The following is a 15410-nucleotide window of genomic DNA, read 5'->3' as shown; positions in this document are numbered from 1 at the left end:
GCTACGGCTATTCGATTGATTCAATTGGCGACGAAAGCCCAAAGCCTGCGCCGCGCCAAAACACGCTGCTTAAGCCCCAAGCTTTTCCTGGAGCTTGAGCACATCGACCAAACCACGGTCGCGCCAATTCACCCAGTCTTGCACTGGCTCGCCTTTTGAAACCTCTTGCGCAGCCTCGACCAACTTCGCAATGACCTCAGGGGTCAGCACCGGTGTTATCTTTGGCGTCCACCATTCTTGTATGGCTTTGGCGGTATGGTCGAGGATGCCTTGCATACCGCCAGGGCCGCCGGCCAGATGCAAAGTTAAAAGGCTGCCCATCAAGGCCCAGCGCGGCCCCAGGCCATAGCGCACCGCCGCGTCGATATCTTTGGCACTGGCAATGCCCTCGACCAGACACGCCACGGCTTCGCGCACCAGCGCAAACTGCAACCGGTTGGTCATGTGGCCACTGGCCTCGGCATGCAGCAAAATGGGTTGCTTGTGAAGAAGGCGAGCAAATTCCATCGCCCAATCAAGCACGGCTTGTGACGTTTTTTCGCCGCCGACAACTTCGACCAGAGGGATCAGGTGCGTAGGGTTGAACGGATGCAACACCACCAGACGCTCGGGATGCTTGCACGCTTGCTGCATGGCCGTCGGCGGAATACCGCCCGTGCTAGACAAAATAATTTTTTGAGGTTCGGCGGCGGCATCTACTTCGGCCAATAAAGCCAACTTGACGTCAAGATGTTCGGGGCAATTTTCCTGAATGAGGTCGGCCTGCCGGGCCGCTTCGGCGGGCGTTGCCGCAAAACTCAGGCGTTCGAGCGGTGGGCTTTCAAGCCCGGTTCGCCCCAATTCGCGCAGCGCAGGCCAGGCGTCAGTCACAAAGGCCTTGACGCGTTCGGCCGCCTGGGTAGACGGGTCGAAAGCAATAACGTCAAGGTCGTGGGCCAGAAACAAGGCGATCCAGCTGGCGCCGACAGAGCCGGTACCCAGAACGGCAACTGACCGAACCTGGTCTGGCGGGGTGTAGATCACATGACTCATGGTGTCCTTTGGGCAGATTGAATAAGTAGGAAAATGGGCTCAACCCGGCGGCGTGAACCGACTAAGCAGGCGCCCTAGCTGTCGCGACGTGCAGCGTTGTCGGCCCAGTCTGGATGCAAGGCCTCGTATTTGGCCGCCAGGTCAGGATCGCGCTGACGCACATCGTCGTGCGACACCCGGCCACTGCGGGTGACGTAGTCGTAGGCGAACGAGATAGGGTCAAGCGACAACTTCGGACCCAGGTTTTCGTACCATTCGGTACTTTTGATCGCTGCACGCTGAAGCGCGTCGGCGCTGGGTTTACGACGCTGCACGAAATCTTCGAGCATGGCCGACACATTGGAGCCGCACGCCTTGTAGGCCTCGAACAGGGCGATGGAGTCTTGCATGGCCAGCCGCGTACCCGAACCCACCGAGGGATGGCCTGTGCGCAAGGCATCACCAATCAAAACGATATTTTTGTAGAACCAGTTTTTGTTTTTAACGATGGTGTAACGAAACCATTGCGACTTATTCGACAACAACTTATGACCGGCAAGGTCTGGCGCGAACACCTTTTCGCAGTACGCCAGGCTCTCGGCTTCTGACATTGTGTCGAGCCCGGCTTTGTGAAAGGTTTCGGGGTCGCACTCGACCAGAAAGGTGCTTAAGGTGCGGCTGTACCGATAGGTGTGGGCAATCAGCAAGCCATCGTTGCACTGACGGAAAATAAGCGACAAGGCATCGAACAGCTGGGTTGTGCCATACCAGGCCAGGTAATTGGGGCGAACATCGAGCTCGGGCTGAAAATGCGCCGCATAACGCGTACGAATAGCGCTATTGGCGCCGTCGGCAGCAACCACCAGGTCGGCATCGACAAACTGGGTGACATCATCGAATTTTTGATTGAACTGAATGTCAACGCCGACGGACAGGCAGTGTTTGTGCAAGGCCTTGAGCAAATCGATGCGACTGGTGCGATGAAAGGTATTGTGCGCCAAAGGCACAAGCACATTCTGGTGCACCACCGCCATTTCGTCAAAAACCTCTTGGTTTTCGGTGATGGCATCGTAAAGTTCAGGCGCGATATCTTTGACAAATGACAGGGCCACATCGGAAAACACCACACCCCAACCGTAGGTCGCATCTTGCGGATCACGCTCGTATACGACGATGTCGTGTGCAGGGTCGTCGCGTTTCATGAGGTATGCATAAAACAACCCGGCCGGGCCACCGCCCACAATACGAATCTTCACACCTGTCTCCTGAGCATTCTTGTTGAACACAGTTTAGAGACAGCGCAATTATCTGAATAATGCAGATAACCTATAATTGTTAGTCGTTATTTGCATAATGTGGCGTGAATGGATTCCCGTGTACTTGAGTGCTTTTTAAGGGTGGCCGAACTGGGCAGCATTAACCGTGCGGCCGTTGATCTGCACCTGTCGCAACCCGCTTTGTCACGGCAAATCGCCGCCCTTGAACACGAAATGCAGGTCCAGCTCTTCATCCGGTCGCAAGGGGGCGTCAAGCTCACCGACGCCGGCAAGCTGTTGTCCGATCGCGTCCGCCCCCTGCTTCGGCAATTTTCAATTATTAAGGCGCAAGTCGGCGAGCGTGCCGCGGGCCAGCTTGCCGTAGGCATCCCGCCCTCGTGGCACAGTGTATTTACATCAACCTACCTGCCCACACTACTGCGCGACTGCCCTAATGTATCGCTCAAAGTTTACGAAAACGTCAGTCATATATTGCGCGACCAACTGCTGGCAGGTGCTATCGACCTCGCCGCCGTCCCCTTCGAACAAGCGCCGCCTAATGGCTATCGCCAAACGGTGCTGCTGCGCGAACCCCTGGTCGTGGTGGGCAAAGCCGGCAGCGGCTTCAACGCCTCAACAGCGGTAGGCATTCAAACCCTTGACCAGCAAAAGCTGGTGATGCCTGGCCGACCCAATGCGTTGCGCACCTATCTGGAAAACACCCTGGCGCGCAAAGGCATCAAAAGCAGTGTCGCCATCGAAACCGATACGCTAAGGCTGTGCATGGCACTGGCCCGCCAAGGGGCGGGGCTGACGGTTGTGCCGGCTTGCGCGGTATATGACCACGCCTCAGACGACATTTGCTGGGCACCCCTGAAAGGGCTATACCTGACCTGGGCTCTGTTCGAAAACGAATCCCGCTCGCACTCGCCGGCTGTTCAAGAGGGTCGACGGCTGTTTATTGAAACCCTGAAGCAGCAACTGGGCAAGGGCGTCTGGTTTGGGGCCGAGCAAATCGGCGCCCCCAAATAACCTGACTATTTACTGATTTTGACAATAATGTATTGGCCGTCTTGACGGCGAGCCGTAAAAGATACTTTGTCGCCCGGCGCAATGCCCGCCAGCAAAGCCGGGTCAATACGATAGGCCAGCGTCATGGCAGGAAGGTTCAGGTCGGCAATGGCCCCATGTTTGATCATGATTTTGCCCTCGGCAGCATCGATCTTACGCACCTCGCCCGATGCACTGGCCTCTTGGGCGGCTACCGGCGTTACGTAAGCCGCTACGGGCAGCGCCAACGCCGCCAATACACCGGCTGACACGCTACGATTGCAATGGCTCATCGGTTTCCTCCGTTGTAAAACGTTATAGTACCAACCTTGTTCACCCCGATAAAATCATGACCCACCGTTTATCTGTAATTGCGACCCGTACCGGCGACGACGGCACCACTAGCTTGGGCGACGGCAGCCGCATCGAAAAAGACGCGCCACGTGTTGCAGCATTGGGCGACGTCGACGAACTGAACAGCGTTATCGGCTTGTGGCGTTGCGAACCGCTGCCCGCGCCGGTAGACACTCTTCTGGCAAGCATCCAGAATCATTTGTTTGATATGGGGGCCGAGCTTTGCATCCCGGGGCACAACGCCATCAATAACGAACACGTGCTGGCGCTCGACGAGGCCCTGAAGCACTACAACGCACAGTTGCCCCCTTTAAAAGAATTTATTTTGCCAGGTGGAAACCGACCGGCTGCGCTGGCGCACCTGGCCCGCACCGTCTCGCGGCGTGCCGAACGCGCCGTCATTACCCTGCACAACCACGAACCCATCAATGCCCCGCTGCGCCAGTACCTTAATCGGCTGTCCGACCTGTGCTTCGTGCTCGCCCGCACCCTGAACCGGCAAGACACCCTCTGGAATCGCGACGCGACCTCTTAAGCCAAAACCGCCGGGCACACTCCCTGTCCAAGCTCACGGGCGCACACGCACCGTGAGCATTTTTTTACTTAGATCATCGACAGCATCGATTAATTTGTAGATAAAAACTTCATTTTCATTCATGGAGACCCAACGGTACACTCTTCCGTAACTTATCAAAAGACCGGCTGAACCACAGCCCGGCACCACGGGAGACACCGCATGACATCCAGAGAATTTACGATCACCCAAGAAGCCATCGACCGCATGACGCCTAAAAACGAGCGCTTTGGTCAAGTGATGACTTCTTTGATCCACCATCTACACGACTTCATCCGCGACGTTCAGCTCACCGAAGAAGAATGGATGACCGCCATCCAGTTTCTGACCAAAACCGGCCAAACCTGCACCGACAAACGTCAAGAGTTCATCCTGCTGTCCGACACACTGGGTGTGTCGATCCTGGTCGACGCCATCAATAACCGCCTGCCCGAAGGCGCCACCGAACAAACCGTGCTGGGCCCTTACTATTGGGAAGGTGCCCCTCACAAACCCATGGGCGCAAATATTGCCGAAGGCATTGTGGGCGAACCCTGCCTGTACTCGGGCATTGTCACCTCGCTCGACGGCAGTCCCGTCGAAGGCGCGACGCTCGACATCTGGTCTGGCGACGGAGAAGGCAACTACGACATGCAACTGGGCAGCGACGAAATGCGCGCCCGTGCGGTTTTAACCACCGGGAAAGACGGCAAATTCTGGTTTTGGTCGATCAAACCGTCTTTTTACCCGGTACCGTCCGATGGGCCAGTGGGCTCCATGCTCGACGCCATGGGGCGCCACCCCAACCGCCCCGGCCATATGCACTTTATTTTGCGCGCCCCGGGCCACAAAACCATCGTGACGCACATCTTCCCGTCCGACTCGCCCTATCTCGACACCGACACGGTGTTTGGCGTTAAAGACGGCCTGATCGTTGACTACATCCCTCACGAGCCCGGCACAACCCCCGCAGGCGACACCCAAACCGTGCCGTACTACACCTGTCACTACGACTTCCAGTTAGCCCCATTGTCCGAAGTCGAAAAGCTGAAGACCGCGTAAACCGCAGGCACGAAACAACAAAGGTTAACCATGAAAATTGGTAAAGAAACTGTTCCTCGCACGGCTATTTGCACCTCAAACCCTGACACCATTATTGTCCGGGGCAAAGACCTGGCAGAAGAACTGATCGGCAAAGCCTCATTCGGCGACTACTTCCATTTGCTGGTTACCGGCAAAATGCCTAATCTCACGCAGTCGGCCGTGCTTAATGCCACACTGGTGGCCATCGCCGAGCACGGGCTGGTGCCCAGCGTGCAAGCCAGCCGCATGACACTTGCCGCGGCCCCCGACGCCCTGCAAGGCGCCGTTGCGGCAGGCATTCTGGGCTGCGGCTCGGTCATTTTGGGCGCCTCTGAAAGCTGCGGCCAATTTCTGGAAGACATCCGAAAGCGCGCCAACGGCAACCCCGACCAATTCGAATCGGCAGCACGCGAAGCCGTAACCGAACTGCGTCAGGCACGACGTGCCATTCCCGGTTACGGGCACCCCTTGCACAAAAGCCGCGACCCCCGCGTCAGCGCGCTGTTCCGGGTCGCTGCCGAAGCCGGCGCCGACATGACTTATGTGAACCTTGCCGAAGCTGTCGAAAAAGTTATTCCCGACATCGTAGGCAAGTCGCTCATGCTGAATGTATCTGCAGCTATCCCGGCTGTCTTGTTGGGCATCGGGTTCCCGCTGGCCGGGCTGAAAGGTGTGCCTATTCTGGCCCGAACAGCCGGCTTGATCGGTCACTTGGTTGAAGAGGCCAATCAGCACCCCATAGGGTTTGCACTGTCGTACCAGGCCACTCGACACGTCGAGTACACAGGCGAAGCCCCGCCCGGCTTTGTCCCCGGCGACTAAGCACTGACGGCTTATCGACTTAAAACACATTTTCTAAAGACTTCTCGAAACATGACCCTTTTGGGCGTTCTCGTACGCCCAGGGCCTCTTTTTGCCCGGAGCAAAGACCATGAAAAAAGTTCTGGAAGGCATTCGTGTATTGGACCAGGGAACGTTCATTACCGGCCCGGCAGCCGGCATGCTGCTGGCCGACTTGGGCGCCGATGTCATCAAAGTTGAACAACCCGGCAGCGGCGATCCGTTCCGGGCCTTCAAGGGCGGCCTGTACAGCCCGCACTACCAAACCTATAACCGCAATAAACGCAGCGTTACGCTGAACACAAAAGACAAAGACGACCTCGCGGTCATGGACGAACTCGTTCGCAGCGCCGACGTTTACATACAGAACTTTCGCCCAGGCGCCGCAGACAGGCTCGGCGTAGGCGAAGAACGCCTGCGCGATATCAACCCGCGCCTGGTGTATTGCTCGATCAGCGGTTTTGGCCAAACAGGCCCATCGGCATCGCGTCCGGCGTATGACTCGGTCGCACAAGCCGCCAGCGGCTTTCTTGGCTTGCTGATTAACCCCGAGAACCCCCGCGTTGTAGGGCCCGCGTTGGCCGATGCCATTACCGGCTTCTATGCAGCGTATGGCATTTTGGGCGCCCTGTTCGACCGCGGCCGAACAGGCGTAGGTAGCACCGTAGAAGTATCGATGCTCGAAGCCATGTGCCACTTCAACCTTGACGCGTTCACTCATTTTTATTCGGTCGGCGAAGTCATGGGCCCTTACAGTCGCCCCAGCGTCTCGCAGTCGTATGTCATGAAATGTAAAGACGGCAAATGGCTTGCGTTGCACATGTCGTCTCCCGAAAAGTTCTGGCAGGGCCTGGCCAATGCCATCGAACGCCCCAACCTGTTCGAAGACCCACGCTTTTGCGACCGGAACGCCCGTATCAAGCATCAAGAAACGCTGATCAAGGTGCTGTCGGAAATTTTTATCACCAAAGACCGCAACGCCTGGTGCGAACGCTTGCTGGCACAAGACGTACCGCATGCCCCGATGTACGACCCCAGCGAAGCACTGGAAGACCCGCAGGCCAAGCATCTTGAAATCTTAGTGTCGGGGCAGCACCCTGAAATGGGGCTGTTTCGCACAGTGCGCCCGCCGGTGAACTTCGACGGCGAGCACGCTAAATCTGTCGTGCCGCCGCCTGTACTCGGTGAGCACAATGACGACATTCTTGGCCCGATTCGAGCAACGCTGGGGCAAAAACCGCCCTCTACCGGTTCTGGGTCTGACGTGTAGTCGCCGCCCTATCTCGCTTTAAAAAAGCCCGGCCTTAATATTCATAAGGCCGGGCTTTTGTTATTACGCAGAAAAAGAGAGCAAGATTTAGTGTCCCGCCCCCAGCATTGCCCGACGCAGCTCATCGTGGTCGATAGCTGCTGCATCGTTAAAGTGGCGTGTGATCCGGCCATGGGCCAACACATAGGCCCGTGACGCAACGCTGATGGCCTGGAAAAAGCTTTGTTCTGCCATCAGAATGGTGAGGTTGGTGCTTTGTTGGAGCGCTTTGATGGTATCAATGACCTGCCCCACAATAATGGGCGCCAACCCGACAGAAGGCTCATCGATGACAATGACTTTCGGTGCCGTCATGAGACAGCGAGCAATAGCCAGTAATTGCTGCTGGCCGCCGCTCATGCTGCCCGCCAGCTGGCGCCGGCGCTCTTGCAAGATCGGAAATGTTTCATAGCAGAACGACAAGTTCTTTTCGAGCTGATCGCGCACCATGGGGTTACTGCCAGCCAAGCGTAAATTGTCTTCTACCGAAAGCGTCGGCACCAAGCGGCGGCCCTCGGGCACAATCGACAACCCCCTGCGCACGATTTCGTGCGGGGGCAAGTCGGTAAGGTTGGTGGTCACGCCGTCCCATTCGAGCAAAATGCGCCCTTTACTGGGCTTTACAAACCCCATAACGCAGTTCAGCAGCGTGCTTTTGCCATTGCCATTGGTGCCCAGCAGAGCCACCAGTTCGGCCTCGTTGACCTCAAGCGAAACGTCGTGCAGCACCGGCACGGCGCCGTAACCGGCGCTGAGGTTTTCAATGATGAGTCTGTTCACCGAAGTACACCTTTTGAACGGTTGTATTGTTGGCGATTTCGTCCGCCGTACCGGCCGCAATCAGCAAACCAGTGTCGAAGCAGACCACGCGCTGCGAGAAGCGCATGACCGCATGCATAATGTGCTCGATCATGATGATGGCCACCCCGGACGCATTCAGGCGCATCAAGATTTCCAGCACTTCGTCAATTTCGGTATCTGACAAGCCCGCCATGGCTTCGTCTGCGATCAGCACTTTGGGGTCGCTGGCCAGGGCGCGCGCCAATTCAAGCTTGCGCAGCTCGAGCTGCGATAGATCACCCGATGGGTCGAACGCCCTTTGATGCAAATTGACGGACTTGAGCAACTGCAAGGCGCGCTCTTCTTTATTGTGAACTGCAGGCTTGTAATCGAGTGGCACCAGCAGATTTTCGAGGACGCTCATACCAATAAAGGGGCGGGGAATCTGGAAACTGCGCGATATCCCCATACGGGCACGCTCGAACGGCGGCACGTTGCTGATATCTTTGCCCATGAACTGAACCGACCCCTGGTCTGGACGTAACACGCCGGTAATGCAGTTAATGAGGGTTGTTTTACCCGCGCCATTAGGGCCAATGATACCCAGACGCTCGCCTTGCATCAGGTCGAGGTCGACTGGCCCTAGCGCCTTGAATACACCGAAAGATTTTTCGATGCCGCGTAAAGAAAGGGCGGGCGATGTCATCGTGCACCTCCGGATTTGCGTTTGGCCAGGCCAAGAATACCGTTGGGCGCCAGCGCAACGAAGGCGATCAGAACCAGACCGACAAACAGAATATTAAGTTCGGATGAAATGGTGACCGTCGCAATTTGCTGTACAGATGCCAACAAAATTGCACCAATAACCGGCCCAAGCCAACTGCGAGTACCGCCAATAAGCGGCATGGCAATTGCGTTAAGGCCAATAAGCAGGCTAAACGCGGTGACCGGTTCGACAAACGACGTGTAGAACGGGAACGGCGCACCGGCCGCACCCAATATGGCTCCGCTCACGGTACATGCCAGCAACTTCAGACGCAACGTAGGCACCCCCGAACACTCGGCGGCATCTTCGCTGGCGCGCACGGCCCGTAGCCCGCGCCCCACCCAGGAAAGCTCTATCCAGCGGGCTAGCGCGACGCTGATGACGGCGACGATAAGCATGACCAGAAAAATGTACTGCACTGGGCCGCCCGACCAGTCGGGTGGCGGCGGGCCATATACGGCCATGCCGCGCGCCCCGCCCATACCGGGGATATTATGGATAATGGTTTCAAGCACAATAACCAAACCCAGCGTGGCAATCGCGAAATAAACCCCCTGGATCTGCAGCGTAAGGTACCCCATGCCCAGCCCCAGCAATGCACCAGCGCCCGCAGCACACAAAATACCCAGCCATAAAGGGATCTCGAACACGTTAAACAGGAACGCCGAGATATACACCCCAAGTCCGAAAAAGGCAGCGGCCCCAAAGTTGATATACCCCGCGTAACCCCCCAAGACGTTCCAGCCCGTGGATATGGCGATGTACTGAACAATGACGTAGCCGGCAAAGAAATAGAACGGATTAGTAACAATGGACGGCGCTAAAAAGCCGGCCACAATGACGGCCACAGCGGCGATCGTAAAAATAAGGTTGTTGCGTTTCATCGTGAAGCTCCGAATAAACCTTGGGGACGAAACGCCAGGGCTAACAGCAAAATCGCGAAGGCGACGCCAGGAGACCACGACGGCGTAAGGTAGGCTGAGACAAACGACTCGGCAATGCCGATCATGATGGCCACGACCAGGGTGCCAGGAATGGACCCCATGCCGGCCAGAACCACAATGGCAAATACCCGGCCGATTTGGAAACGGCCGCTGAACGGATCAACAGGCCCCATCATGACCAGGGCAACCCCGCCCACCACGGCTGTAGCCGTGGCAATACCAAAGGCATGACGTTTGATCCAGGCTGGGTCGATACCCGCAATAGACAGGGCACGATCATCGTGTGCCACTGCGCGAATGGCTGTGCCTGAATTTGTTTTGGTGAAATACATCCAGAGCAACGCAATCATGATGGGTGCCAGCAACGCAGGAATCAGCAGGCGATAGGGCAGCGTAAAAACACCCAAATTAAGGCTGGTGCCAATGTATGGCGCACTGACCGACTTGAGCTCGGAGCCGAACAGCAAGGCAATGGCAATTTCAATCACCAGCGACAGCCCGAAGAACAAGGTCAGGCTTTGCAAAGTGTTGACTTGCCCTCGTCGCTCGAAGGCTTGCGAGTAAAACGTATATAAGAGCATCCCGAACACGTAGAACACAGGAAGCCCGATAAGCGCGGCAAGTAAAGGGTCGACTCCCCACTGTCCCAGCAACACCACAAAATAGGCGCCGACAATTACCAACGTGGGGTGCGCCACATTGGGAATGTGCAAAATACCAAAGGTAATAGCCAACCCCAGGGCGACAGCAGCATAAATGCTGCCCAACAACACCCCGGTTGAAATGGCGTTAAAGAAGATGTCTAAGGTTGACGTCATGCTGCAATGCCCCACCGGCCGGCCCCGAGAGGGGCCGGTCGTACGTGAAGGTTAAAGAATGGCAGAGGGCAGAATTAGCCCTGGCGTGCCTTGTTATAAGGCGTGATCAGCTCGCCCGACTTGAGCGACGACGGGTCGAGAATGACCTGACGACCGGGTTCGCGGAACTGATTGATATCGTTGCCTTTTACGCCCTGCACCTGGATCATGAGGGTGCGTCGCTCTGTCCAGTCGCCCAGTTCGTTGAAGGCCACTTTGCCCACCAGTGTGTCGATAGGGTTGGCATGCAGATACTGGGCCATTTTGGCGTGATCGACCGACTGCGAGCCCTTGATACCGGCCTCGACGATTTGCCCAGCCACGTAGTAGAACGGCGGGATATAGAAGCCCAAGGGATCGAGGCTTTCGGCCTGTGCTTTAGGCACGTATCGGCTGAAGAAGCTGTCGATGGCCGGCGTTTTAAGCGTGGGCTCGGGTACGAAGGTGGTAATGTTGACCAGACCGTTGAGGTCTTGGCCTAACGAGCCTAGCAACGAACCATACTGCGGGCCAATCATCGACCCGCCAAAAATTTGTACCGAATCGGAAATGCCGATTTCTTTGACGCCGCGGATGATGGCCGCGCTGTCGGCCGGATACGAGCAAACAAAAACCGCGTCGGGGTTGGCGGCGTTAATGTTGCGCAAAATGGCAGAGAAATCGCTGGTATTGGGTGGATAGCTTTGGTTCATGACCACTTCCATCCCGTACTCTTTAGCCACCTGGGCCCCACCCTGGGCCGCGCTGGCCGAGAATTCAAGGTCGGAGTTGATGATGGCAATTTTTTTGGCGTTGATGGACTTGGCCAGATCGAAGAACCCTCGCGCCCATCCCAACATCGAGTTAGGGCCCCAGGGGCAGGCGTGAAAGTATTTATCGTGGCGCGCACGGTCGTTGCCAGCTAGGGCAAACATACCGACCATAAACTGGTTGCGCTGACGAATAAAGGGCATCAGCGGAGCCGACAGATTGGCGCCATAAGGCGAAATCAGGACATCAACCTTATCGACGTCAACCAGTTTTGAATAGATGGCGGGGACGTTGGACGCGCTGCTTTGATCGTCGTAGATGACGAATTCGACCTTGCGACCCAACAGGCCACCGGCGGCGTTAACGTCGTCGCGCCAGAGTTCGTAACCGATCTGGCCGGCGCGAGTACTGGCCAACGGCCCCGTTAACGACACACTGGCCCCGATACGAATGGGCTTGTCGCTGGCGTAAGCCTTGCGCGAAATAATTGCGGGTGCGGCCAGGCCTGCTGCGGCCATGGCGGCTAACTTGTTGAACTGACGTCGTGTGGTCATTTGGGTCTCCTCCCAATGTCATTGAATATCTGAGGCGGCTTGTACCGCTTCGTTATTTACTGCCTGTGACCTTGAATTTTTTAAAGTGTGCAAGACGTGCAATTGGTTGCAGGTTGGGTCGTGCTGGGTGGTGTTCCTCCGGGGTGGGGTGCCATGGGCTTTTGCAGCGCCATTTCGGCACAGTGAGACGAGTTTACTTTGTGCTTTGCATGAATGAAAATGAAGTTTTCCATTAAAAAACGATCGACAGCATCGATTGAAAACGCTCATTACTACAAGGCTTTGTATGGAACTCAGACACCTACGCTATTTTGTTGCCCTGGCCGAACAACTCAGTTTTACGCAAGCCGCCGAGAAAGTTCACGTTACGCAATCAACACTATCACACCAGATCAAGCAACTGGAAGAAGAGTTATCCTGCCAGCTTTTCTCGCGCATCGGCAAACGCGTCGTGATGACTGAACGCGGCGAGGCCTTCCTGGAACATGCCCAGCGCGCACTGCGCGAGGTAGAGGAAGGGATGAAAACCGTTCGCGACACGTCGAACGAACTTAGCGGCGTGGTTAGGGTCGGGACGACACACACGTTCAATATGCGGATTATTCCCCGTAGCGTATCGATGTTTGTGGCGCAGCACCCATCGGTGTCAGTGCAGGTCACCGAGCTGCCTGGCGACATCGTGGCCCGAGAACTGTTGGCCGGCAATCTTGATTTCGGGATTACATACAAGCCCGAAAACACCGCCCAATTACAGTTCGAACCTCTGTACAACGAGGAGATGCGCCTGGTGGTGGGCAAGCACCACATGTTTGCCAAGCGCCGGTTCGTGCGCATGGCCGAGCTGCACAAGCAAAAAATGGTGCTGTTGCCACAGTCTTTTTCAACCCGCGCTTTGCTGGAGGATTGCTTCGAGATGGCCAACGCGCAGCCTGTTGTAGTGGCCGAGATGAATGCCGTCGTACCCATGTTGGAATTCGTGACCATGACGGATGCCGCCGCGATTATTTCGGAATACGGGCTATGGGGCGATGAGGTAGCGGTACTCCCGCTTCAAAGCCCCACCCCAGTGCGCACCCCGGGCCTGCTATGGCTACGCGACGCCCCGCGCAGCCCCGCCGTTCGGCAGTTTGCAAACATCATCAGAGACCGGGTGAACGAATTCAACCCCAAACGCCGCCTGAAGTAAAAGTACCCGCAGGCCAAACGTTAAAAAGCCCGACGCCTAACCAAAGGCGTCGGGCTTTCGTGCGTGCAATTGAATTAACTAGCCACACCCGCCGCGTGCGCCTGCTCGTCGGCGTGATACGACGACCGCACCATGGCGCCAACCGCAGCATGACTGAACCCCATGGCATAGGCTTCGCGCTCGAACATGGCGAAGGTATCGGGGTGTACGTAGCGCAATACGGGCAAGTGATGCTCGGACGGCTGCAAGTACTGGCCAATGGTGATCATATCGACATTGTGCTCGCGCATATCGCGCATAACCTGCAAGATTTCTTCATCGGTTTCGCCCAAGCCAAGCATTAGACCCGACTTGGTGGGTACGCCAGGATGCCTGGCCTTGAATTCGGACAGCAGCTTGAGGGAATGATGATAGTCGGAACCCGGCCGGGCCTGTTTGTACAGGCGGGGCACGGTCTCGAGGTTATGGTTCATGACATCGGGTGGGCCCTGATCTAGAATGCCCAGCGCGCGGTCAAGGCGGGCTCGGAAATCGGGCACCAGAATTTCGATACGCGTCGAGGGTGAAAGCTCGCGAACCTTGCGGATGCACTCGACAAAATGAGCCGCGCCGCCGTCGCGCAGGTCGTCGCGATCGACCGACGTAATCACAACGTACGACAACTTAAGCGCCGCAATAGTGCGCGCAAGGTTCTCTGGTTCGTTGACATCAAGCGGATCGGGGCGACCATGACCGACATCGCAGAAGGGGCAGCGACGCGTGCACTTGTCGCCCATAATCATGAATGTGGCCGTGCCCTTGCCAAAGCACTCGCCAATGTTAGGACAGGACGCCTCTTCGCAAACAGTATGCAGATTGTGCTCGCGCAAAATACGCTTGATGTCGTGAAAGCGCGAGCTGGGAGCCGCCGCCTTGACGCGGATCCAGTCAGGTTTTTTCAGGCGCTCGGCCGGAATAATTTTGATGGGAATACGCGACGTTTTAGCTTCGGACTTTTGCTTTTGAGTCGCATCGTAAACCGTATCGGTACGGCCTACGGCCTGATCTGGAGTAGACATACACCTTCCTGGGCCGCAACACACAAAGGTCGCGACATCATGAATTGGTAAAAACCCTATTTTAGCGCCTGAGCCCTTCGAAGGCCTAATCTCCCCGGCTACGTCAGGGCTTTGGTGATGGCGCAGGCAGGGTTTGAAAGGCTGTAACCAAACGGGCAGCCAAGGCCTCGCCAACGTCGTGCACCGTTGCAGACACACCACAAGCTGCCATATCGACCGTGCGCAAACCGGCGTAGCCGCAGGGGTTGATACCTAAAAAAGGAGCCAGATTCATGTCGACGTTAAGTGCAAGGCCATGGTAACTGCACCCCCGGCTGATCTTGACGCCCAGCGCTGCAATTTTTGCAAGCTCGGCGTCAGAGGCCGTCGCGGACAGACCGGGCGCGACAGGCCAAGGCACATACACCCCAGGCGCCCCTGCTTTGCGACAAGCCTGCACAAGGCCGTAATCAACAAGCACGCCGATGACAACGGCCTCGAGCAGTTCAACGTACTCTTTGACAAAGATACCCAACCGACGCAGATCGACCAGACAATAGGCCACTACTTGGCCAGGACCATGATATGTGACCTGCCCGCCGCGGTCACTTTTGACCAAGGGGATATCACCAGGATTCAGAACATGCTCCGGCTTGCCCGCCTGACCCAGCGTATAGACGGGGTAATGCTCGACCAGCCAGATTTCATCGGGGGTATGGGCGTCACGCGCATGCGTGAACGCCTTCATGGCTTCAAAGGTTTCTTGGTAGAGAACCGGACGATGCGGCCACCACTTGACGGCGATCACAGCACAACTGACACCATGGCATGCCCGTGCAGGGCGCGATACAAACCGTCGAGCTGCTCGCGGGATGTGGCCGTTACAGTGAACGTCAGGCCAATGTAATTACCGCTGCGACTCGGCCGCATTTCTACGGTGGCCGGGTCGAAGGCCGGGTCGAACTCGAGCACAACCGCCGCCAGGGTTTGGGCGAAGTCCGGATGAGACTTGCCCATGACTTTGATAGGAAACTGACTGGGGTATTCGATCAGCGAACGTTCTGGGGGGATTTCAGGCAT

17 protein-coding genes are annotated in these 15410 nt (G+C 56.7%); 6 read left to right on the top strand and 11 right to left on the bottom strand.

Annotation, left to right across the window (positions count from 1 at the left end; translation table 11 throughout):
• Nucleotides 1-69: 69 nt before the first annotated feature.
• Both PuT2_RS10310 and PuT2_RS10305 read right to left on the bottom strand, forming a co-directional pair.
• Complete coding sequence (locus tag PuT2_RS10310) at nt 70-1032, bottom strand: 3-hydroxyacyl-CoA dehydrogenase NAD-binding domain-containing protein (protein ID WP_093970966.1); 963 nt, start codon at nt 1030-1032, stop codon at nt 70-72.
• A 74-nt stretch (nt 1033-1106) separates the two neighbouring features.
• Nucleotides 1107-2267: an FAD-dependent monooxygenase gene (locus PuT2_RS10305; protein WP_093970965.1), complete on the bottom strand. Its 1161-nt coding sequence runs from the start codon at nt 2265-2267 to the stop codon at nt 1107-1109.
• Nucleotides 2268-2375: 108 nt separating this feature from the next.
• Here PuT2_RS10305 and PuT2_RS10300 point away from each other — a divergent pair, with 108 nt between their 5' ends.
• Nucleotides 2376-3299: a LysR family transcriptional regulator gene (locus tag PuT2_RS10300; RefSeq protein WP_093970964.1), complete on the top strand. Its 924-nt coding sequence runs from the start codon at nt 2376-2378 to the stop codon at nt 3297-3299.
• Nucleotides 3300-3304: 5 nt separating this feature from the next.
• On the opposite strand, the gene PuT2_RS10295 is transcribed toward PuT2_RS10300, so the two are convergent.
• The gene (locus PuT2_RS10295) at nt 3305-3610 is read right to left on the bottom strand and encodes a copper-binding protein (RefSeq protein ID WP_093970963.1); all 306 of its coding nucleotides are present in this window, start codon (nt 3608-3610) and stop codon (nt 3305-3307) included.
• Between the two features lie 56 nt (nt 3611-3666).
• Between PuT2_RS10295 and PuT2_RS10290 the strand changes: the two genes are divergently transcribed.
• From PuT2_RS10290 to PuT2_RS10275, 4 genes are all read left to right on the top strand, one after another.
• Nucleotides 3667-4206: a cob(I)yrinic acid a,c-diamide adenosyltransferase gene (locus PuT2_RS10290; RefSeq protein WP_093970962.1), complete on the top strand. Its 540-nt coding sequence runs from the start codon at nt 3667-3669 to the stop codon at nt 4204-4206.
• Nucleotides 4207-4407: 201 nt separating this feature from the next.
• Nucleotides 4408-5286, top strand: coding sequence for a dioxygenase (locus PuT2_RS10285; RefSeq protein ID WP_093970961.1), 879 nt, complete (start codon nt 4408-4410; stop codon nt 5284-5286).
• A 30-nt stretch (nt 5287-5316) separates the two neighbouring features.
• The gene (locus PuT2_RS10280) at nt 5317-6129 is read left to right on the top strand and encodes a citryl-CoA lyase (RefSeq protein WP_093970960.1); all 813 of its coding nucleotides are present in this window, start codon (nt 5317-5319) and stop codon (nt 6127-6129) included.
• 109 nt (nt 6130-6238) lie between these two features.
• Nucleotides 6239-7417: a CaiB/BaiF CoA-transferase family protein gene (locus PuT2_RS10275; protein WP_093970959.1), complete on the top strand. Its 1179-nt coding sequence runs from the start codon at nt 6239-6241 to the stop codon at nt 7415-7417.
• A gap of 87 nt (nt 7418-7504) precedes the next feature.
• Here PuT2_RS10275 and PuT2_RS10270 read toward each other — a convergent pair whose 3' ends face one another.
• From PuT2_RS10270 to PuT2_RS10250, 5 genes are all read right to left on the bottom strand, one after another.
• Complete coding sequence (locus PuT2_RS10270; protein ID WP_093970958.1) at nt 7505-8236, bottom strand: ABC transporter ATP-binding protein; 732 nt, start codon at nt 8234-8236, stop codon at nt 7505-7507.
• Nucleotides 8217-8942: an ABC transporter ATP-binding protein gene (locus PuT2_RS10265; protein ID WP_093970957.1), complete on the bottom strand. Its 726-nt coding sequence runs from the start codon at nt 8940-8942 to the stop codon at nt 8217-8219. The genes PuT2_RS10270 and PuT2_RS10265 overlap by 20 nt, the downstream gene beginning before the upstream one ends.
• Nucleotides 8939-9886, bottom strand: a complete 948-nt coding sequence (locus PuT2_RS10260; RefSeq protein ID WP_093970956.1) for a branched-chain amino acid ABC transporter permease — start codon at nt 9884-9886, stop codon at nt 8939-8941. The genes PuT2_RS10265 and PuT2_RS10260 overlap by 4 nt, the downstream gene beginning before the upstream one ends.
• Nucleotides 9883-10764, bottom strand: coding sequence for a branched-chain amino acid ABC transporter permease (locus tag PuT2_RS10255; protein WP_093970955.1), 882 nt, complete (start codon nt 10762-10764; stop codon nt 9883-9885). Before PuT2_RS10255 ends, PuT2_RS10260 begins: the two co-directional genes overlap by 4 nt.
• Before the next feature lie 74 nt (nt 10765-10838).
• On the bottom strand, nt 10839-12107 hold the full coding sequence (locus tag PuT2_RS10250; protein ID WP_093970954.1) for an amino acid ABC transporter substrate-binding protein: 1269 nt from the start codon (nt 12105-12107) through the stop codon (nt 10839-10841).
• A gap of 286 nt (nt 12108-12393) precedes the next feature.
• On the opposite strand from PuT2_RS10250, the gene PuT2_RS10245 reads away from it, so the two are divergent.
• Nucleotides 12394-13293, top strand: coding sequence for a LysR substrate-binding domain-containing protein (locus tag PuT2_RS10245; RefSeq protein WP_093970953.1), 900 nt, complete (start codon nt 12394-12396; stop codon nt 13291-13293).
• Between the two features lie 74 nt (nt 13294-13367).
• Here PuT2_RS10245 and lipA read toward each other — a convergent pair whose 3' ends face one another.
• The 3 genes from lipA to PuT2_RS10230 form a co-directional block, all read right to left on the bottom strand.
• Entirely contained in the window at nt 13368-14351 is a 984-nt protein-coding gene (gene lipA / locus PuT2_RS10240) for a lipoyl synthase (protein ID WP_093970952.1), read from the bottom strand.
• A gap of 103 nt (nt 14352-14454) precedes the next feature.
• On the bottom strand, nt 14455-15138 hold the full coding sequence (gene lipB / locus PuT2_RS10235) for a lipoyl(octanoyl) transferase LipB (RefSeq protein WP_093970951.1): 684 nt from the start codon (nt 15136-15138) through the stop codon (nt 14455-14457).
• Nucleotides 15135-15410 (bottom strand): DUF493 family protein, encoded by a 276-nt coding sequence (locus PuT2_RS10230; protein WP_093971018.1) that lies wholly within the window; start codon nt 15408-15410, stop codon nt 15135-15137. Before PuT2_RS10230 ends, lipB begins: the two co-directional genes overlap by 4 nt.

It is taken from the genome of Pusillimonas sp. T2, assembly GCF_002236805.1.
Lineage (GTDB): Bacteria > Pseudomonadota > Gammaproteobacteria > Burkholderiales > Burkholderiaceae_B > Neopusillimonas.
This window is presented reverse-complemented; position numbering and strand designations above follow the sequence as displayed.